The sequence below is a fragment of the Methylovulum psychrotolerans genome (genome assembly GCF_002209385.1).
Classification (GTDB): Bacteria; Pseudomonadota; Gammaproteobacteria; order Methylococcales; family Methylomonadaceae; genus Methylovulum; species Methylovulum psychrotolerans.
The window spans coordinates 3,581,497-3,608,439 of the sequence record NZ_CP022129.1 but is presented as its reverse complement, the minus strand read 5'-3'; the positions used below and the strand labels follow the sequence as shown (position 1 = coordinate 3,608,439).

Annotated in this window: 26 protein-coding genes; 20 read left to right on the top strand and 6 right to left on the bottom strand. The window is 47.0% G+C overall.

The features are described 5' to 3' along the window. Positions 1-203: 203 nt before the first annotated feature. Entirely contained in the window at positions 204-2,624 is a 2,421-nt protein-coding gene (locus tag CEK71_RS16335; RefSeq protein WP_088620375.1) for a COR domain-containing protein, read from the bottom strand. Between the two features lie 457 nt (positions 2,625-3,081). Between CEK71_RS16335 and CEK71_RS16330 the strand changes: the two genes are divergently transcribed. Next, the gene (locus CEK71_RS16330) at positions 3,082-3,549 is read left to right on the top strand and encodes an IS3 family transposase (RefSeq protein ID WP_088620374.1); all 468 of its coding nucleotides are present in this window, start codon (positions 3,082-3,084) and stop codon (positions 3,547-3,549) included. Here CEK71_RS16330 and CEK71_RS16325 read toward each other — a convergent pair. Then, positions 3,546-3,806, bottom strand: a complete 261-nt coding sequence (locus CEK71_RS16325) for a phage/plasmid replication protein (RefSeq protein WP_157679326.1) — start codon at positions 3,804-3,806, stop codon at positions 3,546-3,548. The genes CEK71_RS16330 and CEK71_RS16325 overlap by 4 nt on opposite strands. Before the next feature lie 180 nt (positions 3,807-3,986). Here CEK71_RS16325 and CEK71_RS16320 point away from each other — a divergent pair, with 180 nt between their 5' ends. The 7 genes from CEK71_RS16320 (at position 3,987) to CEK71_RS16295 (ending at position 9,867) form a co-directional block, all read left to right on the top strand. Continuing rightward, a complete protein-coding gene (locus CEK71_RS16320) occupies positions 3,987-4,301 on the top strand; it encodes a hypothetical protein (protein WP_088620372.1) in 315 nt (104 codons plus the stop codon). 51 nt (positions 4,302-4,352) lie between these two features. Continuing rightward, positions 4,353-4,691, top strand: coding sequence for a hypothetical protein (locus CEK71_RS22740; RefSeq protein ID WP_157679324.1), 339 nt, complete (start codon positions 4,353-4,355; stop codon positions 4,689-4,691). A gap of 13 nt (positions 4,692-4,704) precedes the next feature. Then, complete coding sequence (locus tag CEK71_RS16315) at positions 4,705-5,136, top strand: hypothetical protein (protein WP_088620371.1); 432 nt, start codon at positions 4,705-4,707, stop codon at positions 5,134-5,136. A gap of 275 nt (positions 5,137-5,411) precedes the next feature. Continuing rightward, entirely contained in the window at positions 5,412-6,470 is a 1,059-nt protein-coding gene (locus tag CEK71_RS16310) for a LamG-like jellyroll fold domain-containing protein (protein WP_088620370.1), read from the top strand. A gap of 500 nt (positions 6,471-6,970) precedes the next feature. After that, positions 6,971-7,261, top strand: coding sequence for a hypothetical protein (locus tag CEK71_RS16305; protein WP_088620369.1), 291 nt, complete (start codon positions 6,971-6,973; stop codon positions 7,259-7,261). 39 nt (positions 7,262-7,300) lie between these two features. Beyond that, positions 7,301-8,074, top strand: a complete 774-nt coding sequence (locus tag CEK71_RS16300) for an AAA family ATPase (RefSeq protein ID WP_088620368.1) — start codon at positions 7,301-7,303, stop codon at positions 8,072-8,074. Next, positions 8,071-9,867 (top strand): tetratricopeptide repeat protein, encoded by a 1,797-nt coding sequence (locus CEK71_RS16295; RefSeq protein WP_088620367.1) that lies wholly within the window; start codon positions 8,071-8,073, stop codon positions 9,865-9,867. The genes CEK71_RS16300 and CEK71_RS16295 overlap by 4 nt, the downstream gene beginning before the upstream one ends. Before the next feature lie 128 nt (positions 9,868-9,995). Here the strand turns inward: CEK71_RS16295 and CEK71_RS16290 are convergent, their stop codons facing one another. Next, positions 9,996-10,538: an HvfX family Cu-binding RiPP maturation protein gene (locus CEK71_RS16290; protein WP_232463674.1), complete on the bottom strand. Its 543-nt coding sequence runs from the start codon at positions 10,536-10,538 to the stop codon at positions 9,996-9,998. A gap of 84 nt (positions 10,539-10,622) precedes the next feature. Continuing rightward, positions 10,623-10,949, bottom strand: a complete 327-nt coding sequence (locus tag CEK71_RS16285; RefSeq protein ID WP_088620366.1) for an HvfA family oxazolone/thioamide-modified RiPP metallophore — start codon at positions 10,947-10,949, stop codon at positions 10,623-10,625. Positions 10,950-11,258: 309 nt separating this feature from the next. Between CEK71_RS16285 and glnK the strand changes: the two genes are divergently transcribed. From glnK to hemE, 12 genes are all read left to right on the top strand, one after another. Next, positions 11,259-11,597, top strand: coding sequence for a P-II family nitrogen regulator (gene glnK, locus CEK71_RS16280; RefSeq protein ID WP_088620365.1), 339 nt, complete (start codon positions 11,259-11,261; stop codon positions 11,595-11,597). A 20-nt stretch (positions 11,598-11,617) separates the two neighbouring features. Beyond that, complete coding sequence (locus tag CEK71_RS16275; RefSeq protein ID WP_088620364.1) at positions 11,618-12,913, top strand: ammonium transporter; 1,296 nt, start codon at positions 11,618-11,620, stop codon at positions 12,911-12,913. Between the two features lie 104 nt (positions 12,914-13,017). Next, on the top strand, positions 13,018-16,158 hold the full coding sequence (locus CEK71_RS16270) for a DUF748 domain-containing protein (RefSeq protein ID WP_088620363.1): 3,141 nt from the start codon (positions 13,018-13,020) through the stop codon (positions 16,156-16,158). A 349-nt stretch (positions 16,159-16,507) separates the two neighbouring features. Next, positions 16,508-17,569: a pilus assembly protein PilM gene (locus CEK71_RS16265; protein WP_088620362.1), complete on the top strand. Its 1,062-nt coding sequence runs from the start codon at positions 16,508-16,510 to the stop codon at positions 17,567-17,569. Then, complete coding sequence (locus CEK71_RS16260) at positions 17,569-18,174, top strand: PilN domain-containing protein (protein ID WP_088620361.1); 606 nt, start codon at positions 17,569-17,571, stop codon at positions 18,172-18,174. Before CEK71_RS16265 ends, CEK71_RS16260 begins: the two co-directional genes overlap by 1 nt. Continuing rightward, a complete protein-coding gene (locus tag CEK71_RS16255; RefSeq protein ID WP_088620360.1) occupies positions 18,171-18,845 on the top strand; it encodes a type IV pilus inner membrane component PilO in 675 nt (224 codons plus the stop codon). The genes CEK71_RS16260 and CEK71_RS16255 overlap by 4 nt, the downstream gene beginning before the upstream one ends. Continuing rightward, positions 18,842-19,402, top strand: coding sequence for a pilus assembly protein PilP (locus tag CEK71_RS16250; RefSeq protein ID WP_198328271.1), 561 nt, complete (start codon positions 18,842-18,844; stop codon positions 19,400-19,402). The genes CEK71_RS16255 and CEK71_RS16250 overlap by 4 nt, the downstream gene beginning before the upstream one ends. A 15-nt stretch (positions 19,403-19,417) precedes the next feature. Then, complete coding sequence (pilQ, locus tag CEK71_RS16245) at positions 19,418-21,781, top strand: type IV pilus secretin PilQ (protein ID WP_088620358.1); 2,364 nt, start codon at positions 19,418-19,420, stop codon at positions 21,779-21,781. 147 nt (positions 21,782-21,928) lie between these two features. Next, on the top strand, positions 21,929-22,453 hold the full coding sequence (gene aroK, locus CEK71_RS16240; protein WP_088620357.1) for a shikimate kinase AroK: 525 nt from the start codon (positions 21,929-21,931) through the stop codon (positions 22,451-22,453). A 5-nt stretch (positions 22,454-22,458) separates the two neighbouring features. Further along, complete coding sequence (aroB, locus tag CEK71_RS16235; RefSeq protein ID WP_088620356.1) at positions 22,459-23,538, top strand: 3-dehydroquinate synthase; 1,080 nt, start codon at positions 22,459-22,461, stop codon at positions 23,536-23,538. Further along, entirely contained in the window at positions 23,528-24,316 is a 789-nt protein-coding gene (locus tag CEK71_RS16230) for an ATP-binding protein (protein ID WP_088620355.1), read from the top strand. Before aroB ends, CEK71_RS16230 begins: the two co-directional genes overlap by 11 nt. A gap of 344 nt (positions 24,317-24,660) precedes the next feature. After that, on the top strand, positions 24,661-25,725 hold the full coding sequence (gene hemE / locus CEK71_RS16220; protein ID WP_088620354.1) for a uroporphyrinogen decarboxylase: 1,065 nt from the start codon (positions 24,661-24,663) through the stop codon (positions 25,723-25,725). Positions 25,726-25,776: 51 nt separating this feature from the next. Here the strand turns inward: hemE and CEK71_RS16215 are convergent, their stop codons facing one another. Further along, entirely contained in the window at positions 25,777-26,475 is a 699-nt protein-coding gene (locus CEK71_RS16215; protein WP_157679322.1) for a class I SAM-dependent methyltransferase, read from the bottom strand. 90 nt (positions 26,476-26,565) lie between these two features. Continuing rightward, the gene (locus CEK71_RS16210; protein WP_198328269.1) at positions 26,566-26,874 is read right to left on the bottom strand and encodes a CZB domain-containing protein; all 309 of its coding nucleotides are present in this window, start codon (positions 26,872-26,874) and stop codon (positions 26,566-26,568) included. Positions 26,875-26,943 lie beyond the last annotated feature (69 nt).

Below are 26,943 nucleotides of genomic sequence, written 5' to 3'. Positions count from 1 at the left end.
AAGCGAGAGCTTCGCATAGTCTGGTTCCCAAGCCGGAGCTTGGGAACCAGCGTCAATATTAACCCCATGCCTGCAAAAATCCGCCGATTTTTTCTGCTACCGTCAGGATGGGGGTGGCGGCGGCTTCTAGGCTGATGGCCGCTTCTTTGATACCCTCTAGGCTTAATAAGGCGTAGCGTTTTCTGGGTTGGGGGCTTGATTATTTAGTTTTGTAATAATTCGTTTAATATGTCTTTCAAATCGGGCTGGGTGTCGGCTTGTTGCACGGTGTTTAAGCTGTCGCTGATGGCTTCTGCCGCTAATATTGAGCCGTGTATGGTGCTGTTGGTGATGTTTTGGTTGATGGTAACGGCGGGTTGGGTTTTGGGTAAGTCTACGCCTGACAAGAGTGCTTGTACTTGAATGACTTCTTTTAAGCCTTCGGGGATGTAGGTTGTTTGCCCCATGGCTTCCAAATCCAGCAAATGCTGGTAATCGACGGTAATGTGCTTATAAGGGATTCTGGCTTTCGCGCTTAAGCCCTTGATGGTGCGGTGGATGTGTTGCAGTTCTTTGCGGATAATGGCGAGCAATTCCCGCCGGGTTGTCGGGTTGCCGCTAACCCAGATGAAGATTTTTTTGTCTTCAATATCTGCCGTCACTAAGGCTTTGTTGCCGTCGTGCTGTAATACCACGCCCGTGCGCCAGTAGGTTTTTTGCGAGATGATTTCATGCAGGCGGACGATGCAGCGTGAGAAGACGCTGTGCGGCAGGATGTCGTAATGGAATTCAAAGCGCAGGCTGTTGGCTTTGTCCCAACCTAAATCCGGCTCGTTATTGGGGAGCAGTTGCGGGATGAGGTAGTTGTTGTCTGTGTCGGCCAAGGGGAAGCACATCTCGAACTTTTGCAGCATGTCGATGATGAACTGGTGTTCTTTCGGGCTGGGGTAGTTCTTGGCATCGAGCAGGTTGGCTAAATCGCTTTTGCTGAAGACCCCGTGGTTTTTACAGAGTTCGACGTTATTGAGCAACTTATAAGCCGCGTTAGTGACCCATTCGGGGTTGAGGACGTTGGTCTCGCGTAGGCGGTCGAAGCGGTTATCATCGCGGAAATTTAAGACAATGCCTAAATCGTGCAAAAAGCCGCATAAGGTATTTTGGCTATCGGCCTCGGTGATTTTTTGCTTGGCGCATAGGGCTTGGTAGGCTTCGTAGCTGAGATAATTTTCTTTGCGTCTTTCTAAGCTGTTCTTGAGCTTAAACCAAGACGCGGGCATTTGGTCGTGGATGTGCGGCAGTTTGGCGACGGTGCCGATAATGCGGGTTTTTAATTCTGGAATGCCCGCGCCTGTGCGGCAGGAGGTGGGGTAAAAACCGATGATGTTGGGGTATTTGTCTTGCAGGAAGCGGTGGTTGAGGGTCAGGCGGTGTTCTTCATCGGTTTTGTTGGTGACGACGAGGACGGGAGAGTCGCCGCCGAAACTTTGGATGAGTTTCAGCCAGTATTCCAGACGGCTTTCTTGCTCGCCGTGCCGTGCGTCCAGTACCAAAATATAAATGCTGCGCTTGGTGAGGAAAAACTGGTGGGTGGCGTGGAGGATTTCTTGGCCGCCGAAGTCCCAGATGTTGAGGCGAATTTGGTGGTCGTTGACGGTTAGGCCTTTCCATTGCAGCCTGTCTATGCCTTCGGTTTTGGTTTTTCTGGCGAATTTGTTGTGGAGCAGGTAATGGACTAGGCTGGATTTGCCGACTGTGCCGTCGCCTAGGAGCAGGAGTTTGGCTTCGTTTAGGGGGAGGAGTTGGCCTTCGCCTGCGGTTAAGTAGTCATAAATTTCCCAGCTATTATGTTCTAAAAAATCTTCGGGCAGGTCGCGGCTGTGTTGTGGGATATAAATACCGTCGCCTTGCTTTTTTAGTCTAGCAAGGATGGTGGGTAAAGAGGCGGAGGTGTCGCGTAGGTCTAGTACCCGTAAATTTTTTAAGGGCTTGAAGGGTTTTTCGCTATCGTCGAGTGGGTTGTTGCTTAAATCAAGCCTTTGTAACGCTTGCAATTGCCCGATTTCTAGGGGCAAGTTGCGCAGTTGGTTTCCTCTTAAGTTAAGTATTTGCAGTGACTGTAGTTGCCCGATTTCGGGAGGCAAGTGGTTCAGTTGGTTTCCCTCTAAGAAAAGCGATTGCAAAGCTTGTAGTTGCCCGATTTCGGAGCGCAAGTGGCTTAGCTGGTTTTTACCTAAGTTGAGTGCTTGTAAAAATTGTAGTTTCCACATTTCAGGGAATAATTGGTTCAGTCGGTTTCCCCATAAGATAAGCTGTTGCAATGTTTGTAGCAGCCCGATTTCGGATGGTAATTGGCTCAGTTGGTTGTTCCATAAGTATAGCTTTTTCAAAGCTTGCAATTGCCCGATTTCGGGGGGTAAGTGGCTTAGTTGATTTTTTCCTAAGTCAAGCATTTGCAAAGCTTGCAGTTGCCCGATTTCGGGTGGCAAGTGGCTGAGTTGGTTTTCCGTTAAGTAAAGCGACTGCAAAGCTTGCAGTTGCCCAATCTCAGGCGGCAGTTCGGTTATTTCTTGGCCTGATAAATTAAGCTCCAGCCATTGCTCTTCCTCGGCTCTGTGGATTATTTCCAACAATTCTGCTTTTGTCATTATTAAGGTCTGGCTTAATGGATAGTGAGTTGTGGTTATGGTAACAAATTTAACAACGTGTGGTTATAAAATAACTTGCCAACATTTTATGATAACGTATAAGCTCTGCAAGCGGTTCTGCCCGATATTTACCCGTTTCATCTGCCGTAAAATGTCCGTTTTAAACTCGGTCATCAAGTTTTAATGGTCGGACAAATAATTCAGCCATCGGATAGTTGAAAGGAACACGACTTAATTTAAAACAATAAGTTGCAATGGAATCCGGCTCCCTCCCCTGATGGGGAGGGCTGGGGTGGGGAGAATAAAATCAATAACTTACTCCGATGTCTCAGAGATTTTAATTAGACTGTCTTTAGTCCGATTAATGAAAAAAGCCTTGTTTAGATTCTCCCCACCCCAACCCTCCCCATCAGGGGAGGGGGCCGTTTTTCATTGCAATTTGTTGTTTTAATTAAATATAACCTACGTCTGGACATTGGAAGGCTGGCTTTATGTGGCCGTCGTCGTGGATTTGTTTTCACGGCAAGTCGTGGGTTGGGCAATTGACGGCCACATGCGCACATCCTTGTGCGTCCAAGCCCTGCAAACGGCGTTTTGGCGGCGGAAACCCCCTCCGGGATTGCTTCACCATTCGGATAGGGGCAGCCAATACGCCAGTTCCGAATACCGCCAGCATTTAAGCGTCATGAAGATGAAACAGAGCATGAGCCGCAAAGGCAATTGTTGGGATAACAGCCCAACCGAACGGGTCTTCCGTAGCCTAAAGCACGAGCAATTGAACTACGAAAGGTTCAAGACAAAAGAAGCCGCAAAACTAAGCATTATTGATTATTTCGCTTTTTATAACGGCAGACGTTCGCATTCGACATTGGGCTATAAAACCCCTTTGGAATTTGAGCGGGAATTTTACAGCAAGGTTGCCTAAGAAAGTGTCCGGTTTTTGTTGACCATTACAAACACCTTAAAAGCCATATACGACAGGCTGGACGGGATGCGTTCCCACTTATGCACCAAGTCGCGCTGGTCGCCGTCCGCGTCGATCGCCATCTCGTGCGGGATGCCGAGATCGGACAGCTTGAGGCCGTCATACAGCACACGTTCGGTCATGGGTACGCCCAGCACCGTGTTAGTGTGCTTGAAATATTGCAAAATCGGGCAACGTAAAACCAGCATGTCTATCATGGCTAAAAATGCGCGGCGAAAAACGGCGATAATGGTAATGTCACGACAAAAAGCAAAAAGCTTAAAACATGACAAAAATGTAAGTTAAGCTTGCCAAAACAAGCCATAAGTAAATCGTTAATTGACAGGTAAATTATCAAATTACAGATGGTCGGTCAATAGACGATTTACAATAAAAGCATGAAGACAATAGAACCGTACATAATCGAAGTTAAAGAAAAGCTAGGGCTTGAGACGTATCAAGAAACAATGGAGTATCTTGGTATGGCTAGACAGGCATGGACAGCTATACAAAAAGGGACGGGCGTACAAGAAAAGAACGCAATAAGAATAGGTGAAGTGTTAGACATATCACCAGTAGAGATCATGGCAGTAAGCCTTGCGCTTAAAGCAAAAAACAACGAAATAAGGGATATGTGGCTAAAGCTTGCAAAGGAAAAAGAGGAAGAAAGGAAAAAAAAACAAAAAACCGAAGAGAAGCCACAAAAAATCTAACGGATTAAACTCAGTTGATTGCAAAAGAAACGAACGTCAGCAAAAAACCATGTGATTGATTCAAATAGAAAACAAAAACGGATTGGAACAAGAGTCCACTGGTTTGGTTATAGCGTTGTGGACTCTGCGCCTGCGCTGAGAAAATATGTTAAGCAGAATATGCCGGAAGAAAAAATTATGAATCCACTCCACGGAGAACGAGGAAAATTTTACTATGCAGTAGAATGCAAAAATCGAAATTGCACACAAAAGCTGTATGTAATGGAAAATGAGGGCAACTCTACGCGCAAACCGTTGGATCAAATCTATGGTCAGTTAGTTCGCTGTCCCATATGTACACAAGAAACACCAATTGAATCGAGAAAAATTATTGTCATTGGTGTGCGTTAACCGAATGTTAGCTATGAAATACATAGAAAAACTAAAAAGTCTGGCTCTTGAGTTCCGATCGGCTATTATGCAGTGTGACCCGGAAACGCTCCCAGACGGATTACAGGACTTTCCCCACGGAGCTTGTGGTGACACGGCTTTGTTGCTTGCAAAGTATTTGCGTGATCACGAATGCGGCAAATTTGACTATGTTCTTGGCGAGCGAGAAGGCTACACCCATGCGTGGCTCCAGCAAGGTGCGCTCATTGTGGACATCACTGCCGACCAGTTCGATGATAATGACTTAGCCATCTTTGTATCGGTGGATCATCGTTGGCACTTCAAATTTAAAGGTATGGTTGAAAACATGGCTGATTTAGATTGTTATGATGAATATACCGCAGGATGTTTACAAGCAGCCTATGAAAAAATCCTAGCGCATGTACCCTATAAGCCCAAGGCATAATTATGCCTTGGGCTTATAGTATCCAAGATAATCCACGCTAAGCCGCCAATATGGTTTTTTTGGGTTTTCTGCTATATTAAAAATCCCTAACCCTTAGAACTGATTGGCTGTTATGGCAACTTAAGGGAACGAGTTTTACAGTTGGACGCAGCAACAAGCTGCATTGCTTAAATCGGGTCAATCAGGATTACCTTTTTTGTAAAAAGTGCTATTGTTTGTCGGCAATCCACAAAACACCTTCCCAAGCCTATAAAATCAATAAGGGGTAACAAGCTATGAAATTTACAAAAATCGTACTTTTTGCAGGCCTCATCTTACCGAGTTTAAACGTTTGCGCGGCGACACTAAAAGCGACCTATCAATTCAACAATACCTTACTGGCTCAAGAGTCCACCGCCCCTGCCCTGACAGAAACCAATCCGCTCGGCTTAAACGGCTTTGAAGATGCCGTTGTTTTCAATCGCCCCCTGCGGGTTTTTCATTGGGATGGTGACACTACACCAAACCTACAAGCAGGTTTATCTTTGGATACCCGTGGCCTTATTCCGGCCAACAGTTATTCCGTAGAAATGGCGTTTGAGTTCAGTGGCATATCGACTAATGGCTGGCGGCGGATTATTGATGTGCAAGACCGCACTTCGGATGATGGCTTTTATGTCGACAGCTCTGATCACCTCAATATTTTCCCTGAACAAGGCGGCGCGGCTTTAGTGCCGTTCAATACCTTCCATCATATCGTCTTAACGGTCAATACGGCAGGCACAGTGCAAGCCTATCTCGATGGCAAACAACAGCTTAACTTAGCCACCACCCAAATGAACCTCAATACCCCCCACAGGATCATGAATTTCTTTCTGGATAACACGCTGGGTGGCGGTCAAGGTGAGTTTTCAGATGGCCGGATTGCTTGGCTGCGGATCTATAAGGGAGATTTGAAAGCCGCCCAAGTCAAACAGCTTTACACCTCTGGCGTGTCAGTCAGCGGCAGCGCCATAGATTTGGGGGCTTATAACGTATCCTGTAACAATCTTACGTCAGGCAAAACCGTTAGCATAAAAACGCGTAGCAAATTCGATTGTGAACAACAGGGGCTAGCCGTCAAACCAGCCGATAATGTGACGCTTATTGCCCAAGGCAGTAAAACGGATGCCACTAAAACGGTAAAAGGCATAATACTGGGTTTTAGCAAATTCAACCTGCAATGTGACAACCTCACCACAGGTGCGGCCATCACTGTTCCCGATGTCAAAAGCAGTTGGGATTGCGAGAACGCCGGGTTAAGCGTTACTGTCGGCGATACCGTAAAAGTGACGGTTCAAGGTAACGCCCATTAGTTGGCTAAGGCTTTTTTGACAGGTTTATTGATGACATGGGCGGGAGAATTTTGGGGCGTTACCCCCCTCCCCGCCCCATATTTTTAGGCCGCTTAGCGGAGTCTGGCTTATAACTTGATGATCAAGTTTTCTGATGGTTAAGGCCTAACAGGCTTGCCTGCTTAGCCATCACCGCCGTTCAGGCAAATCACCACTAACTCCCGCCCCAAGTCCTTTCACATGCGCTATGAATAACGTTTGTTAACATCGTGTCCAAGCGATCAGCAGCCCCTTTTTGCCGAAAAATCGCCGACGGCTTGGTTGACCTGATAGGGAGGCATTCACCGTTTCGCTTCAAAAACGGCTAGCGGCGGGTATTACACATCCCTACCTAATTGATGAGACGCTCCTAGATTAATATTCCCCTACCCTCGGCTAATCATTTGAATGAAGCTATAATCAATTACCCCTGATATAATCGCCACATCTCTACTTAAAATCGCAGACTTATAGGACATAACATGACTGAAAATGTACTAATTGCTTTAATAATTGGTTCGGTTGTCGTAATAACGTTCGCATTGTGGATGTTTAGGGATAAGCTGGGAATGTTTAGTTTCACTGCCAATAAAAAAAGCGTATCCGCCAAAATGGAACGCGCTCAAAATACGGGCATTACTATTTCTGGCAACACTCAAAATGGTAACGACAATGAGATTTCTGCTGAAACAGCCAATGCCACTATCGACAATAATAGCCAACAAGGCAACGAAAATCGTATCCGTGCTGCGACACCAAATAAAAAACCCTAAGACATATACTCAAAACCATCAGGCTGCTAAAAACAAAACATGAGTATTGCCAATTATAAAGAACACCGCGAAGCCTTCCGAACACTCTTAGAAGAAGATTGTTGCAAACCGATTTTATTGTTTAAAGGTGAATCTGGTACGGGTAAAAGCACCTTGCTTAAATATTGCCGAGAACAAATCAACAACCATCATCAAGTGTCAATTGATTTACGCAATACGGCTGATGTTATGCAAATTTTTTTACAAACCTGCAACCATTTAAAGCGGGATCATTTTGATCATTTTAAACAGCATTTAAGCAATTTAAATCAGGATTTTAATATTAATGTCAATGGCAATGCCCAAGCTGGGGTAGGCAATATGATTAATGTCGAATTGAAAGCCCTATTTGCAAACACAACACCAGAACAACGGGCAGAACGCAATTCAGCTTTAACTCATGCCTGGATAGACGACATAAATAATTTTGATAAACCATGTGTGATGTTAATTGATGTCTATGAGCAAGCCAACACTGAGATCAAACGCTGGATAGACAGTGATTTCTTAAATTGCGTGGCAGATTCTCAGCAAATACGCGTAGTCATTGCCGGACAAAACGTTCCAGAAAGTTTTGTCTGGAATCACCGCTCAAAATTAAAGACTTTATACGGTGTGCCTGAAGCGGAAGAATGGCTACCCGTAATTGAAGCAATGGGGCGTACAATTCCAGTTGAGCCTCAACTCACTTATTTGGCGGGTATTTGTCACGCGTTAAAGGGCAACCCTGCCGAAATACGCAAAATTATAGAAAATTTTCCACGCTTGCAATGAACGATAAATATCAAGATTTCTTAAACAAGCTACAAAATGCCAGCGAATCGGAACGTGATTGGGTGGTAATGGAATTTAGCTTGCAAAATCTCAGCGAAATTGTGCGGCAAGCGGTTTGGGCGGCGGCAATTCCACACTGGTTTGACCAACAGTTTCTCACCGCCGTATTAGCACATCCGCTTAAAGACAGCGATTTTAACGCCTTAACGGCATTATCTTTTATAGAAGTGTATCCAGAACGTGGCTTTAATGTCCATGAACGTAGCCGAAAGTTACTGCTGGACAAGTTATGGTCAAGCAAAAAAGCCCGTTATCAAAAACTCAGCAAGCAGGCAGCGGCTTACTGTAAAACACAAAACCAAAATGATCCGGTTTGGCGTGTCGAAATGCTTTATCATGGCTTATTGGCTAATAATTTGACCGCTAAAAAGAACTTTGTTGAGCAGGCGACGGATTGGCACGACAGTTTTCAATTTGATAGCTTAGAACATTTAACACAAGTAGTGCTGGAAGCGGTAGATAGCGGGAAATTAACAGGTGAAGTTGCTGCTTTGACAGCATATTGGCAAGCAAAGTTAGATATTCTCTATAATCGTTTTTCTTCCGCTCAAGTTCTTTTACAACAAGCGTTAAAGCAAAGAACCAATAACATTGTAATGGCACACTGTATGTTTGTTCTTGGTGAAGTACATTATTATTTATCTGAATATGATCAAGCATTAGACTGCTACCAAAAAGCATTATCTATTTTTCGTCAAACTAAAAATGGGTTAAGCGAAACAAATTGTATTAAAGCTATCGGTGATGTGTATTTTATATTGAATGAACATGCTCAGGCGATGAGCCATTATCAGCAAACGTTACCCGTTTATCAAAAAACAGGCCGTCGATTAGGTGAAGCGAATTGTATTCAAGCCATCTCTAAAGTGCATTATGCCTTAGCCGAATATGAGCAGGCGATGGGTCGTTATCGGCAAGCATTGCTCATTTATCAAGAAATAAAAGAACGCTTGGGTGAAGCGGGTTGCATCCTGGGTCTTGGTGATTTGTATTGTGCTTTAGCTAAATACGACCAAGCAGAAACTGATTTCAACCAAGCTTTAGAAATATATCAACAGGCGAAAAGTCATTTAGGGGCGGCAAATTGTCTTAGAGCTTTAGGTAGGTTATATGGATTGCAGAAACGTACAATATCAGCAATTACCATATTACAGCAAGCGGCACAGTTATTCGAATCAATAGGGGACTGTCGTAGTAAGGCTGGCTTCTTTTTCTATTTAGCAGAGCTATACCGACACCAAAAACAATTTACGCAAGCCTTAGAGGCTTGCAATCAAGCAATAGACCTTTTTCCAAATCAAGTGGAATGGTATCAAGACCGAGCGAAACTATACATGAAAATGGAAGATTATTCAGCGGCACTGGCCGATATAATCCACGCTGAGGCTTTAGGTAAAAATACGGCGTATACCTTATACCGCAAAGCTGAACTTGCGCTTTGGCAGCAGCAAACACCTCAAGCAGTAGAGCTTTGTCAACAGGCGCTAGCATATCGTCCAGCCGATGGGGATTTCCGGGCTTTTTTAGCGTTAACGTTATTGGCGGATGGTCAAACAGAAGCGGCTAACACGCTAATGAAACAGGCTTTAACGGCTATTTATCATCCTCAAGATTTTGAGGACTTGCTGGATGTTGTAGACAAGCTCATCCGCATCTATGGAGAGCGCACCGACTTTACTTTGATGCGGGAAATATTGGCCGAAAAAGTTACCGTCGAAGCTAGCAGTGGATGAGTGAGCATTTTATCGGCGACGCGGTAGGGACAATTTGGCGGATAACGGCGACCTCACCCCCCTGCCCTGCCCGTGCCTTTGTAGCCCGATAATTAGGATAGTCAGGCGGTTAATATCACCATAAACGTTCAGCCTTTAAAAAATTTCCGGCCTAACCAATAGTCGACACTTAACCAGCCCGCACCGCTACAAAACAACGACGCGAGCATCAGTAGATAGAGCAACGGCAATTTGTAATTGCCATAACCTTTATCGGTAATCGCGTAGCCTTGCCACAGTTCCGCTAAGGTTTGCCAATGGGCGGGCCAGTGGACGGCGGCAATGGCGACCACGGTCAACACCATTAATGCCACACTAAAAAAGCGTGTCGCCAAACCCAAAACCAGCGCCAAGGGGCCTAACAGCTCCAAGCCCATCGCCATATTCCAACTGGCCTCGGCGGACAATAGGTTAAAGGGAAACGGAAAGCTCAGGTTAGCGAACCAATTCTCGCCATGGTATTTTTCTAACCCCGCTTCGGCAAATTCGTAGGCTAAGAGCAGGCGTAAAAAAATCGGCGCATAACCGCCAGTATGCTGGGTAAACCAACGGGACGGCACGGCTAACATAGATCGGGTTTGCGTTAATAAGCAGCGGCAATAGGTATCATCAGTGTTTATGTCAGGGGTCATGATAGCTCCTAAAGAGTAACAGGTGTCTAAAGGTTTGGCCTGCAAGCCTAAAAGGGTTTTACAGGCCAGCCTCCTTACAGCGGTTTATTTTTTCGCGCCGCCACAACTGCCTTCGGGCATTTTGTCCGTGCCCATTTTACCTGCCCCGCATTTGCCTTCGGCGGCTTTATCGGTCGCCGCCGCCGCAGCAGCCTCAGCTTGCTTTTGGGCTTTTTCAGCACCGCATTTACCTTCGCCACATTTGCCTTCTTTGGCTTTGTCGGTCGCTGCCGGAGCGGTTTCGGCCAGTACGGTGGCATGGCCCAATTCGCTCATGCCAAAAGGATTGCCGTCGGCATAAGCCATAGGGGCGGCGGTTAAGGCTGTAGCAATGATGCTGCCAAAAGTGAAGCGCAAGGTTTGTCTGTTCATGGTTAATTCTCATAAGTTACGTTAAAAGGTTATAGGAAACGCCGCTTGACTACACAATGGCCTTCCTGGTTTATCAGTCGTAGGGGCAGCCAGAACCTTACACTTTTTTGAAAAAAACTTTCGGCGAACACAGGGTTTAGGCAGATAAGGCGGGTGGCAACACCAAGACTGGGCCTATGTGCTTATGACATTCATTGTATGTTGCCGGATAATTCTCTATGATTGCCGCTCTGTAAGGGGTAACGCCCATACCAGATCACACCGGCCTCTAATAGCGGCCTTCATAGCAACGCAGTATCAGGAGATAAGATGAAACTCATAACCGCAATCATTAAACCATTCAAGATGGACGATGTGCGTGAAGCATTATCGGAAATTGGCGTGGCTGGGGTCACCGCTACCGAAGTTAAGGGCTTTGGCCGTCAAAAAGGCCATACCGAATTGTATCGGGGGGCTGAGTATGTGGTTGATTTTTTGCCGAAAGTAAAGCTGGAAATTGCCGTGGCGGACGATGTCCTGGAAAAAGCCATTGATGCCATTGTCAAAGCGGCCAATACCGGCAAAATTGGGGACGGCAAAATCTTTGTAACCAGCCTTGAACAAGTCATCCGTATCAGAACGGGTGAAACTGGCGAAGATGCCATTTAAGGGCTGGTAAGGGATAGGCAATGTTTTTTAAAAATAATTATAAAAGCCTTTTAATAGGCTTATGTTTGCTGCCCGGGTTGGCGTGGGGGGATGGTATTAACCAAGCCAATACTGTGTGGGTGCTAACGTCAACCGCGTTAGTCTTATTTATGACGATCCCAGGCCTGTCGCTGTTTTACGCAGGCTTGGTGCGCAGTAAAAATGTCTTGTCGGTGTTAATGCAATGTTTTGCCATCACTTGCTTAGTGTCCATTTTATGGTTGGCTGGGGTCTATAGCTTTATTTTCAGTGACGGCGGCGAACTGCAAAAATTCATCGGCGGGGCATCCAAACTCTTCATTGCTGATATGGCACCGAATTCCCAAACGGGTGACATTCCAGAAACTGTTTTTTTCATGTTTCAAATGACTTTCGCCATTATCACCCCGGCGCTGATTGTCGGGGCGTTTGCCGAACGTATGAAATTTTCCGCCATGTTATGGTTTAGTGCCCTCTGGTTGGTGATCGTTTATATGCCGATTTGCCATTGGATGTGGGGTGGCGGTTGGTTGGCCGATCTGGGGGCGATGGATTTTGCCGGCGGCATTGTTATCCATGTCAATGCAGGTATCGCCGCGCTGGTGTCGGCACTGGTGCTGGGCAACCGTAAAGGCTTCCCTAACACCGCCATGCCGCCTCACAACATGACGATGGTAGTCACAGGTGCAGGCATGTTATGGGTCGGTTGGTACGGCTTTAACGCGGGCAGCGCCTTAACGGCTGACGGTCGGGCAGGCATGGCGATGTTGGTTACTCATATCGGCGCCGCTTCTGGCGCGTTGACTTGGATGACTATAGAATGGCAACGCTTTGGCAAGCCTAGTGTGCTAGGTATTGTTACGGGTATGGTGGCGGGTTTGGGTACGATTACCCCAGCTTCCGGTTTTATCGGCCCGTTCGGAGCCTTGGTCATTGGCGTTACCGCAGGCGTGGTCTGTTTTTATGCTACCCAATACGTCAAACGGACGCTAAAAATTGACGACTCCTTAGACGTGTTTCCTGTCCACGGGGTCGGTGGTATCACAGGTTCTTTGTTGACCGGCGTATTTGCCGCCAGCAATTTTGGCGGTTTGGGGCTTAAGGATGGCGTTAGCATTATGCAGCAAGTCAGCGTCCAGGCACTCGCCATTATCGTGACGATTATTTGGAGCGGCTTGTTCAGTTACCTGATCTTAAAATTATTGGATAACTGGCTAGGCTTGCGGGTCAGTGCCGATGAAGAAGTGCAAGGTCTGGATACGTCCCTGCACGAAGAAACAGGATATCTTGATTTATAACGGGATAACTTTAGGCATTTGGGTAAAAAGCGGCACTTAAACCACTAGGTGCCGCTTTTTTGGTTATAATCGGTATCAATCCCTGTTGATACAAGCAATCGCCTATGACTAGCCGCCTTCTTATCTTAAGCCTAAAAGCCTTACTGCTTAGCCTCGGTGTCTTAGTCCTAACCGTTTTGTTGGGTTGGTACAGCTTGCCTAGGTTACTGATTGACCAACTGCCCACGTTTATTGGTCAGCACACGGGCAAAACGGTGTCATTGGCATCGGCAAGCCTGCAATTATCGCCGCTGACGCTACGGCTACAGGGGTTTGTCATGCAGGAAAAAAACGGTCAGCCTTTCCTCGCCTTTGATACCTTATCGATACAGCTGGAACCTTGGCAAACCTTACCGACAAAGGCCTTACACCTCAAAAGTATCGTGCTGTCAAAACCCACGCTGAGCCTGAGCCGGGGCCAAGACGGCAAAGTCAATATCCCAGATTGGATAGCGGGCGACCCGCAGTCTAAAGCTGCCGATAGCCCGGTATTGCCTGTGCAGATCGGCCAATTGTCAATCACCGACGGCACAGTCGTCTGGCATGATGCCCAAACGGCCAAGCCTTGGTCAGAAACTCTCCAATCCTTTCAGCTTAACATCAGCAACGTCAGCACCTATGCTATTAAACCAACAGCCTTTAAGCTAAGCCTTGCCTTACAGTCAGGCGGACAAATGGCTTGGGAGGGCAATTTCAACCTGAATCCGGCCAGTTCACAAGGCCAACTTAAAATAAACACGCTAAATGCCGCTAAGTTCTTGGCTTTGTTTGCTCCTAATAGTGGCATTACCATTAACGGCAACAGCTTCACTGCCGATTATCAGGCGACTTATAAACAGGATAAACTGGCTCTAAGCTTTCCTAAGGCTATTTTAACTTTAGACAATATAGGCTATAGCCAAGCCGGACAGGCACTGAAAATAGCCACACTTCGGCACGAAACGGCCTTAACCTTGGATTATGCGACTGGGCAGTGGCAACTGGCCGCTAAAGCGGCTAAAGTCCAAGCCGATAATATCCGTATCCAAGACCAGTTATTGGGCAATCTTAAACGCTTTACCGCCGAAGCCAGCTACCAAGTAAGCCAACAGAAAAACCATGTTAACGTTACTGTTGACCAAGGTGCCTTAACCCTCACAGACTGGCAAATCGCAGACCAGGCAACCCGTCTTGGCTTTTTTCCGACCATAAAGTTACAGGGATTGCAGGCCAATCTGGATAAGCGGCAAATCAGGGCTGATTCACTTAACATTACGCAGGGCGAACTCACTGCTTGGTTAAATGCCGACGGCAGCAGCAACTATCAGGCTTTCGCCCGGCCCGCCGCACCTGATACGCCCGTCACACAGTTGGAGAGCCCTTGGCGTATTGGCATTGATACTATTGCCGTTGACAACGGCACCGTCAATTTTGAAGACCGCACCCTGCCCAAGCCGCTGGCTATGGCACTAAGCCCCATTAACTTACAAGTGCAGGGATATGACAGTACCTCCAGCACCAGTTTGCCCTTTCAGCTAAGCATGGGGCTTAATCAGGGCTCGCTTGCCCTAAAAGGTACGCTGCTGTTGGTGCCGTTCATGGCCGATATGATGGTGGTTGCCGATAACCTCGACTTGGAAAAATTTCAACCCTATTATGACCAATTCATTCGCTTGGATGTGATTGATGGCATGTTGGATATCAACGGCAAACTGTCAATTAATCGTCTAGTACCGCTAGACCTCCAATTCAGGGGTGATAGCACCATAGAAGATCTGCTTATCCGCGACCAACGTGTCCATAAAGATTTTCTTAAATGGGAACGCCTGACACTCAAAACCATCGTGGCCGATGTCTTGAACCAACATTACACGGCTGGAGAGTTGACGCTTAATAAACCCTACGCACGGGTCACTATCAGAAAAGACAAAACGGTCAATTTTGCTAATCTGCTGATAGATCAGGCTACGCCGAAACGACTGCCGTCCGCCCAACCGCTACCCCCTCAAACTAAACCGTTTTATTTTAAACTCGGTAAAATCCAAATTATTGACGGCTCCTCGGATTTTACCGACTTATCGTTGCTGCTGCCGTTTTCTGCCCATATCAAAAGCTTGGATGGGGGTGCCAGCGGCGTGTCTTCCGACAAAACCAGTCAAGTCCAAGTTGTCCTGAAAGGGAATGCCTACGATTTGGCACCTGTCGACATTACCGGCAATATCAGCCCGTTTTTGGGTGAATACGATGTCAAAATCAATTTCAACGGCCTGCCCATGCCGTTGGTTTCTTCTTATATGGTGCAGTTTGCCGGGTACAAAGTGGAAAAAGGCAAAATGACCCTAGACCTCCATTACCGCATCGCCGATAAAAAATTGACCGCATTCAATCATTTTCTGATTGACCAATGCGAACTGGGTGAGCGGGTTGAAAACCCTGATGCCATTTCTTTACCGCTAAAATTAGCAGTGACCTTACTGAAAGACCGTAATGGTAAAATAAAAATGGATGTACCCATTTCCGGTGATCTGGATAACCCGCAGTTTAATATCGGTTCGATTGTCGCCGAAGCGCTGGTTAATGCCATCGGTAAAGTCCTCAGTTCGCCGTTTAGCGCCTTCGCTTTGCTGACCAGCAACCCTAGCAACGATTTAAGCACCATTAGCTTTAAAGCGGGCAGCGCCACACTGGACAAACCTCAGCAAAGCAAATTAGACGATATCGCCAATGCTTTAAACAGTCGGCCTGAGTTAATGCTGGAAATAAAAGGCCTGACCCGGCAAGAGCAAGATTGGCCGGCCATCAGCGACGACGCGCTTTATGACCAGTTAAAAATCCGTCGGGCCACGGAAATTAACCAGAAGACCGCCCGGAAAATCCGCGCCGAATATGTCGAGTTGTCCGCAGAGGATTATCGGCGTTTATTAGCCGATATGTTTATCGAAAAATTCCCGCTCTTAGCGGAACGGTCTTTACTGGGTACGCCCCGCCTTAAGGCCGCAAATGGGGGGGATTTTTATGAGGCCGCCAAACAAAAGCTCCAAGCGATTATCAATCCTGAACAGGAACGCTTAAAAGAGCTCGCTAATGAACGCGCCCAGGCTATCGCCAAATATCTGGTGCAGCACGGCGGCATTACCCAAGACCACATTTATATTGTAGATTCGGTCGTCAATACGGATAAGGACAACAAGGACATTGCTAGCCTATTATCCTTAAAGACCTATTAAAACAACGCTAAGCGCTTGGTTTTCGGCTAAAATTAACCGTCAAAAAAACGGGGTTTTACAGATTGGCCGACAGGCGATAGCGGCAATTATTAGGCAGTTAGTGATTTTTATCACAATTGCTGTTTTTTTAAAGGCAACGCCATGTAAAATAGCCTATCTGAGATCCAAATTAACGTTTACCCACCCATTAATTATTAAAATTTCAAATCAGGCGCATAATTTTTGTGCATCCTCCGAAAAGGCTACTATACTTTTTGAGTCCATTCATTTTATGGTTAAGCCCTATAAATAAAACAGTTGGGTATTGTTATCTATGGATCACATTAATGGTCACTTTTAAGGATATGTTATGAAATGGTTTAGTCATAAACAGAATACTGTTTTGAGTATTGACATCAGTACGGCAGCGGTAAAAATGCTGGAATTAAGCCGTCAAGGCCCACGTTACCGGGTCGAAAGCTATGCAGTTGCCCCTTTGCCTAAAGATGCTGTCATTGATAAAAACGTCGCCAATGTCAACATGATTGCCGACACCATCAAAATTGCCTTAAAACAATCTGGCACAAAATTAAAGCAAGCTACCGTAGCCGTAGCAGGCTCTTCAGTCATGACCAAAATTATCCCCATGGACGCTTCCCTCAGTGAAGACGAAATGGAAGAGCAAATCATGATTGAAGCTGACCAATATGTGCCCTATTCCCTTGATGAGGTCAATTTTGATTTTGAAGTACAGGGGTTCAATGACAGCAACCCCGGTATGGTTGATGTCCTGCTGGCGGCTTCCAGACGGGAAAATGTCGACAACCGTGTCGAGGCATTGGCAAAGGCAGGCTTAAAAGCCCAAATCGTCGATGTTGAAGCTTTTGCTATGGAAAATGCCTTTACTTTATTGGTCGAACAGTTTGCCGATTCCATAGAAGGCCAAACTGTCGCTATTGCCGATATTGGCGCTACCATTACCACCCTCAACGTCCTGCATAGCAGCCGCAGTGTCTACACCCGCGAGCAAGGCTTTGGCGGCAAGCAACTGACCGAAGAAATCCAACGCCGTTACGGGCTGTCTTACGAAGAGGCGGGGCTGGCAAAACGTCATGGCGGCTTACCGGACAATTACACCACTGATGTCTTAGACCCCTTTAAACGCGCTATGCTCCAGCAAATCCAACGGTCTTTACAGTTTTTTGTCTCGTCAAGCGCCAACCGTAGTATTGACCGGATTATCTTGGCAGGCGGCTGCGCTTCAATACAAGGTGTCGACCAGCTTATTGAAAAAAACTTGGGGATACCTGTTTACATCGCCAACCCATTCCTGAACATGAAGCTATCCAACAAAGTAAAACCCCAGATTTTAAGCAATGATGCACCAGCAATGATGATTGCCTGTGGCTTGGCATTAAGGAGTTTTGACTAATGGCAAAAATCAACCTACTCCCTTGGCGCGAAGAACTGCGCAAACAGAAGAAACAGGAGTTTTTAAATGCCCTAGCCTTAGGTGTGCTGGTTGCTATTATGGTTCTGGCGGTTATTCATGGGTATTTTGAGAGTTTGAAATCCCATCAAGAATCCAGGAATAAATTACTGGAGAGTGAGATCAGCTTGCTGGACAAAAAAATTGCCGATATTAAGGATATTGAAGAGAAAAAAAGCAAATTGTTGGCAAAAATAGACCTGCTCCAAAAGCTTCAGGAAAGCCGTCCTGAAATTGTACATCTATTTGACGACATCCCGAAAGTGACACCTGACGGCGTGTTCCTGACCAAATTTACCCAAACGGCCGCAGATTTGGCCTTTGAAGGCAAATCTCAGTCTAATGCCCGGGTTTCGGCGATGATGCGCAATATTGAAGCGTCGCAATGGATGAACACGCCGACCTTGACGATTATCAAAATACCCGATAAAGATAGCCAAGACCAATTGAGCGACTTTGCCTTACGCGCCAAACAAGGTAAAAAACCGCCGGAAAACCCTAATGGTGATAAAAATGCCCCCACTGCCAAGAAACGAGGTCAACGATGAACCTATCGGACATAAATTGGGATTTTAATGCCGTTGGGCAATGGCCTTGGCCGCTCAAAGCCGCCGCCGTCACCTTAACCAGTGTTGCCGTTTTGGGATTAGGGGTTTACCTGCACACTTTCGACCAAATCAAAGCCTTGGAGGCGGCCGAACATAAAGAACAGGATTTAAAAGGCACGTTTGAAATCAAACAAAAAAAAGCCGTCAATTTGCAAGATTACCAAAGCCAGCTCACCCAGATTGAAGCCGAATTGTTTGAAATGATCCGGCAAATGCCGACCAAAGATGAGTTGGCCAGCCTGTTGACTGACATTTCACAGACAGCGTTAGCCAGCGGCTTAGAAATCAGGCTGTTTAAGCCTGGGGCTCCTATCCACAGGGATTTTTACGCGGAACTGCCGATCAGCATCGAAGTTATTGGCCAATATCAAGAATTGGGGCTGTTTGTCAGTGGTTTGGCCTCTTTGCCAAGAATTGTCACCCTGCACGATATTAGCATTATTCCTCAAGTCAGTAGCGGAAAGGACGGCAAGCCTTTATTAAAAAAAGACGATAAACCAATAAGGCCAACAGGTGAAATGGTTATGAAGGCTACCGTGAAAACCTACAACGAAAGCACTGCCGCCGCGCCTGCCCCCAAAGCAGCCGATGCTAAAAAAGGTAAAAAATGATGAAACAGAAGCTCTCAGCATTGACTGTCCGAAAACCGACAACACCGCTTTGTTATCTTTTTTGCCTGTTATTCATTTCGGGCTGTAGCGACACTGGCACTGGCGATTTGGAAAAGTATATCAGTAGCGTTAAAGCCAGACCCAAAGGTGCGATAGAAAAATTGCCGGAAATCAAAATGGTCGAACCTTTTCTATTTCCGGTAGATACCTTGCGCGACCCTTTTAAGCCGCTGGAAGAACCCGAACCCAGCCAAAATGAAGGCCCTTCAACAGGTAATGGTTTAAAACCCGATTTCAACCGCCGTAAAGAAGAATTGGAAGCTTTTCCGTTGGACGGTTTAAAAATGGCCGGTACGGTGGTCATGAAAAACCAATTGTGGGGCTTAGTAAAAGCCAGCGATAAAACTATCCACCGTGTCCGGGTAGGTAACTATATGGGCAAGAATTTCGGCAAAATCATACGGATCAATGCCGATAAAATTGAACTGATGGAAATAGTGCCTGACAAGCCGGGTACTTGGCGCGAACAACAAACTTCCTTAACATTGATACAGTGATTTTGGGGACAAAGAATGAATAATATACAAGGTAGCATTATGTTGAAAATAGAGTGGTTGTTGGCTCAGATGAGCTTGGTCTTATTGCTATGTATCTTTCACATTGCCCCTGTTAAAGCCAGTGACTTGACCTTATCTGGGATCGATGTCGCCACCTTGGCGGGAGATAAATTACAGATACAACTGAACATGAGCGAGGCCGCGGTTGAGCCGACCATTTTTCATACCGAGAATCCGGCGCGGATTGCCTTAGATTTTCCTAACACTAAAAATGGCTTGGGGAAAAAAATCTTCCAGGTCAATCAAGGTACGGCAACCAACATTTACATCGCCGAAGCGGGTGATCGGGTGCGGGTTGTCCTTAACCTGCTCGAAGCCACACCTTTTGAAACCAAGGTGCTTGGCAATAAGGTATTTCTTACCCTGACCAAAAGCCTTTCAAATACCTCGGCAAACCGCAGTCCTGCTAAAGCGGGCTTATACCCGGCCAGCCTGCAAAAATCCACTGCCGCCACCAACAGCCTGATGCCTAAGCAAACCATCAGTGGTTTTGATTTTAAACGCGGCGAAAAAGGCGAAGGCCGTATCCTGATTTCTTTGGCTAACCCTAACACTATTGTTAATTCCAAAGAAGAATCAGGCAACGTTATCGTCAGTTTTGTTAATACTGAAGTGAACAGTAATTTGGCAAAACGTCTGGATGTGTCAGAATTTGCAACGCCGGTAAAGTTTATTGATACGGTAGCAAAAGGCACCCAAACAACCATGACAGTAACCATGCAGAATAATCTGTACGATTACTCTTTAGTGCAGTCTGATGGCCTGTTGACGATTGAATTTAGGCCATTAACTAACGAAGAAAAAGATGTCTTAGAAAAATCCCGGGTCAAATATACAGGTGAGCGTTTATCTTTAAACTTTCAAGACATTGAAGTGCGTAGCGTCATTGCTATCCTAGCCGAGTTTACCGGCCAAAACGTTGTCGCAGGCGATGATGTTACCGGTACCATTACCTTAAAGCTTGATGATGTGCCTTGGGACGAGGCTTTAGATTTCGTCATGATGACTAAAGAATTGGGTAAATATGAAACCGGCAATGTCATCTTGGTTTCACCCCTCGATAAAATTAAAGACTACAAGAAAAAGCAACAAGAAACTGAGGCGGTGGTTGAGCAACTTGACCCCTTGATTACTGAATATATCGCCATCAATTATGCCAAAGCGGAGAATTTCAGAAATTTATTGTATGGTCTTGATAGTGCCGCATTCAATAGCTGCGGAGTCAGAATACGCACCGCTTCCAGTTTAACCTCAACCGGTTTCAATTCAACTCAGCAAACCCAGCAAACCCAGCAAATGCCACAACTTCAGCGGGCGGGTTCTCAGATCAATAACAATAACAATACCCAAGCCGATGACAAATACCGCCTGCTCTCCGAGCGTGGCTCGGCAGTCGTTGATTCCCGCACTAATACCTTAATTGTCCGCGAGACCGCCAAACGCTTGGAAGAAATTAAAAAAATGATCCGCAAGCTCGACATCACCGTACGCCAAGTGATGATCGAATCAAGAATTGTTGTGGCCAGCAATTCTTTCGCTAAAGAACTGGGAGTCAAGTTTGGTACAGCTGGAGCGACACCAGGCAACTCAAACAATGGCGACACGGTTTTTGGTTTTGGCGGCAAAAATACTGCCGGTGCTCTGCCTCTCACCACCGGAACGGGCACTTCGGCTACCACGACACCTGGAGGGGTTTATTTCGGTACACAAAGCTCGACATCAACCATCCCTAACCAACTGGTCGACCTAGGCACAAGTGCCACACCTTATGGTGCCTTAGGCATGACCTTAGTAAAGGGTGCCGATTATGTGTTGAACCTTGAATTATCGGCATTACAAGATGAAAAACGTGGCGAAATCCTGTCCAATCCCCGTGTTATGACCACTGACCGTTGCCAAGCCAATATCCAACAAGGTGTGGAAATCCCTTACCAAACGTCAAGCGCCAACACGGGGGTTAACATACAATTTAAGGAAGCCGTACTCAAGCTTGATGTGACCCCGCAAATCACGCCCAACGGCAGCATCATTATGGACTTGTTCATTTCTAAAGATGCCGTAGGCGATGTGGTTAATAATGTCCCCAGTATTGATACCCGCAACATCAGAACATTAGTTCGGGTGAATGACGGCGAAACGGTAGTCTTGGGGGGGATTTTTGAAGGCAGCACCACGAACAGCCTGAATAAGGTGCCGTTCTTTGCCGATTTGCCCGGTATCGGCTTTTTGTTTAAGCGGACTAACAATACGGATTCGAAGCAAGAATTGTTAATTTTTGTCACCCCTAAGGTAATGAAAGATGACATTGTCAGCAACTGAGGCCTTCTAGTTACCGTAAAAAGGGGGCATAATGCCCCCTTTTTATTATAATAGCGGCTAGGACAGACAATCTGTCCGAAATCCGCTGCAACAAGCTCTTTTTAACCATTCCCAAACTCTGGGAAATCAGACCAGCAAGGTATTTTGATGACGAAATCAGAAAATATATATTTAGTTGGCCTCATGGGTGCCGGAAAAACGACAATAGGCCGCCAACTCGCCAAAGCCTTGGCAGTGCCTTTTTATGACAGCGACAAAGCCATTGAAGAAAGGACAGGTGTGGACATCCCCACTATCTTTGAATTTGAGGGCGAAGAAGGTTTTCGGGATAGGGAGCAAAAAATGCTTCAAGAACTGACCAAAATGCAAGGCATCGTGCTGGCCACGGGCGGCGGGGTCATTCTCCGCGAAGAAAACCGCAACCTGTTAATAAAAAATGGCTTTATTGTCTATTTACAATGCTCTATAGAACGTATTTTAGAGCGTACCCGGCGTGACACCCAACGGCCTTTACTCAAAACCGAAAATCCGAGGGAACGCATAGAGACCTTATTTGTCCAACGCGAACCGTTATACTTGGCCTGTGCCGACTATAAAATCGACACGGGCATCATGCAGAGCAAAGAAGTGGTCGAGCATATCCTCACCGCTTACCGCGCCATCAACCATTAACCGCAATGAAAAATTTACTTGTTGAATTAGGTGACCGCAGTTACCCGATTTATATAGGCTCCGGCCTGTTACAGCAACCGGAACTGCTGCAAAAACACATTAGCTCCAAACAAGTGCTGGTGGTCACCAATAGCACGGTCGCTCCCCTCTACTTGGCAACGGTGGTCAACAATTTAGCCGGGCACACGGTGGCTCAAGTCATTTTACCCGATGGCGAGCAATACAAAACCTTAGAGCAAGTCAACACGATTTTCGATGTTCTATTGGCGGAAAAATTTAGCCGCAATGCCACCTTAATCGCTTTAGGTGGCGGAGTGATTGGCGACATGGGCGGATTTGCCGCCGCCTGTTACCAGCGCGGCATCGCTTTTTTGCAAATACCGACCACCTTATTGGCGCAAGTCGACTCTTCGGTCGGTGGCAAAACCGGGGTTAACCATCCGCTGGGTAAAAACATGATCGGGGCGTTTTATCAGCCACAATGCGTGATTGCCGATGCCGACGTGTTGGATACCCTAAATGACCGAGAATTGTCCGCTGGCCTTGCCGAAGTGATCAAATACGGTCTAATCCGTGATCTGGCCTTCTTTGAGTGGTTGGAAGCCAATATTGGCCGCTTAGCGGCAAGGGATAAGACGGCCTTGGCTTACGCCATTGAACAATCTTGCCTTAACAAAGCCGCCATTGTTGCCGAAGATGAAACCGAGACCGGGGTGCGTGCCACCTTAAACTTAGGCCACACCTTCGGCCATGCTATAGAAACGGGTATGGGGTATGGCACTTATCTGCACGGCGAAGCCGTGGCAATCGGCACTTGCCAAGCAGCTGACCTGTCCAGACGCAAAGGCTGGTTGTCCGAAGCCGATGTGGCGCGGATTATCGCCCTGTTTACCGCCGCAAACCTGCCTGTGACCCCGCCCGCACAATTGGCCAGCGAACGTTTTGTGGAATTGATGACGGTTGACAAAAAAAATGTCGACGGCAAAATCCGCCTGATCTTGTTACAGCGGATTGGTGCCGCCACCTTACCCGACTATGTTGACCAAGCCTTGCTCGAAGAGACCTTAAACCACTATGGCAGATAGTGATAACCTGGGCGGTCTGGCACTGTTAGCAAAAAACGAAGCGGCTTATCCAGATGATTATTTCTTACTGACCTCAGAACGGTCGGCAAAATTGGATTTGTTAATTCACTTGCTGACCCATCTTAGCTCATCTATCGTCATTTGCGGGCCTAAAGGCATTGGCAAGACCACCTTGCTCAAGGCCTTGCAGCAGCGGCTTGCCGCTTGGAATTACTGCTCCCTGACGGCAAGCCCTGAGCAGGATATGGCAAGCCTGAACGCGGCATTAGCAGCCTCCGCCAGCACCGCACCTACCCTCTTAGTTATTGACAATGCGGGCAGCCTGACACCCGGCTTTATCGCCGCCATTTTGCGGGAGTTTGCCGACCATCGCCAAATACGGGTGATTTTTGCCCTGACACCGGACGAACTGTATCTAAAAAACAGCTCGGATAGTTTAATCAGCGAATGCTCGGTGATCGAAATCCCGCCCTTGTCAGAAAAACAATGCGGCGAATTTCTCCAGTATTTGGCAGCCCGCCCGGACCGTCGTGTAGCCCCGCAGCATCTCAATGATACGGTTACTGCCAGCATGTACCGCAATACCCACGGCATTCCGGGCAATATCATCGCTGCCCTGCCCAGCGTTAACCGCCGTCCCCAACAGGATAAGACCTTAATCTTGCTCATTGCAGCGGTGCTGTTGCTGGTCGCTATCACCCTGGGGGTGCAATGGCTGAGCCAAACCAACCGCCTTACCTTCAGCCATCCTACGGAACCTAACCAGACAACACCTTAACTGACGTTACGCAGTAACGCACTTTACTCCCGTTTGCCGCGCCGAGCATCGCAGGTTTTGTCGGGATCAGCCCGAATACCCATAGGGCATAAAGGGGCGCGGCAGGGATGCCGCGCGTCGGCAAGTGGGCAGGAGCCCACTTTGCCGACCCCCGACAAAACCGAGAAGCGCAGGATCAAGCGGCAACCGGGCCGCCTTTTCTTTGGATACTTTCTTTTGGCGGAGCAAAAGAAAGTATCTCGCCTTCGGGTGCGAGAACCCGATTAAAAAAATCGTCGCGACAGCGACTCATTATTTGTTTTTTAAATCGCAGAATATATCTGCGTAACATCAGATCTTAAACCATGACAACTTTAAAAAACGACCTTTTTCTTAAAGCCCTGCTCAGACAACCTATAGACCGCACCCCCGTATGGATGATGCGCCAAGCGGGCCGATACTTGCCCGAATACCGCAAAATACGCGAACAGGCGGGCAGCTTTATGAACCTTTGCACCAACCCCGAATTGGCCTGTGAAGTGACCCTGCAACCGTTGCGCCGTTTCGCCTTCGATGCCGCGATCCTATTTTCCGATATTTTGACCATCCCTGACGCGATGGGCTTAGGGCTGTATTTTACCGAAGGCGAAGGCCCTAAATTTCATAACCCGGTACGCAGCCTTACCGACATCGAACGCCTACCCATCCCCGACCCAGGTGCGGAATTACGTTATGTCACCGATGCCGTCAGCCTGATCAGAAAAAACCTCCAAGGCAGCGTCCCGCTGATCGGTTTTTCCGGCAGCCCTTGGACACTGGCGACCTATATGGTCGAAGGCGGCAGCAGCAAAAGCTTTCAGAAAGTCAAAAGTTTGATGTACGGGCAACCCGCTGTCATGCACTTGCTGTTGGACAAACTGGCGCAAGCTGTCGCCGCTTACCTCAACGCCCAAATTGAAGCCGGAGCGCAAGCGGTGATGCTGTTCGACACTTGGGGCGGCATGTTAAGCAGCGAAGACTATGCCGAGTTTTCCCTACGCTATGCGAAACAAGTCCGGGCTTTATTAAAAACCGAACACGACGGGCAAATTATCCCGACCATTTTATTCACCAAAGGCGGTGGCTTATGGCTGGAAACCATGACCGATGCAGGCTATGATGCTTTAGGCTTGGATTGGCAAACTGATATAGGTCAAGCGCGGGCGCGGGTGGGCGCTAAGGTTGCCTTGCAAGGCAATATGGATCCTATCGCCTTATATGCCCAACCGGACATCATTAAGGAAAAAGTCAAAACCATATTAAGCAAATACGGTTCAGGTTCTGGGCATGTGTTTAACTTAGGGCATGGCATTTTGCCGGATATTAACCCCGACCACGTCAAAGCGATGGTCGATGCTGTCCACGAATACAGCCCGGCGTTCCACGCTTAAAGACTTTGGCGAAGCCTTGCAGGTTGCCGTACCCGCAAGGCTTCGCCGCCGTTACATCTCAAAACGCAACAGCTGATGCCAGCGGTAACGGCTAATCGGCAAGCCGGCACGAAAGCCCGCCTGTTCTGCCATAGCCTGTAAAGCCGACAAGGTTTCGGGAAAATCATAGTCCATGATATGTTGGCAAGCCACTTCCTTCTCCTGCGGGCAAACCCCTTGCCAACAGTCACGCAACCAACCGCAATAAGCCGCCAAATACGCCGCCCTATCTTCCTGCTCGGCACGGACGGTGTCCACCAGCACCAGACAGCCACTTGCATTCAAATGCGCCAAGGCAGCCTGAAAAAACGCCTCTTTTTGGGTGACGCTTAAATGATGCAACGCGAAGCCCGTAAAAATCACATCATAACGCTGCGTACTGGCCGCCAAGACTTCCAACAAATCGCCACACCGCCACTCTACTGGGCAAGCCAAAGCCTGAAGGTTATCTGCTGCCAAAGCCAGCGCGGTTTTGGACAAATCCACCCCGCAATAACCGCCTATCGGCAACCCGGCCAACACCGTAGCAAAATGCGCCGCATCGCCGCAGCCCAAATCCAAGAAAGAAAAATTCATCTTGACCGTTTGTAAGACCGCCGCAACGTCAGCGTATAGCTCTCTATGGAACATATTATTAGCACTGACAATTTTTTTATAAATTTCCCAAGTGTCGAAAATGTTTTCGGCTTCAGTCTGTATCTGGTCGTGCATAGCGTCTCCGTAAGGTCTGTAGAAAATCCGCCATAACATACCGCCCGATCTTTTAGAAGACAATCGCTTTTTGCGCTTGCCCTCTAAGCCTTACATTTTTTCAAGGCCATTTAACAAGTTAATCAATTTTGACGAATAAAGCCAAGCGTCTTGTTTAGCCGCTTCAATATCAGGATTGTCATGGCTAATCCGCAGGGCCGCATTATGGAAAGCGGTATGGGTCTGCTCAAGCTCATGAATTACGTCTTGCTTATTTTTAGGAAACGCATCCAGCTTAGGTTTTATGTCAGCATAAAACATCTTGCCGAATGCACATTCCGTAGGCTTTTTATGGTTAAACTCGGTATGCTGCTTAAGGCATTTTTGTATGCCGTTAATATACAAAACGTGTTGGACCATATAGTTACTAAAAGAAATCATGTTATCAACCTCAGTTAACAAACGCCTTTTTAGGGCGTTTTTCCATTT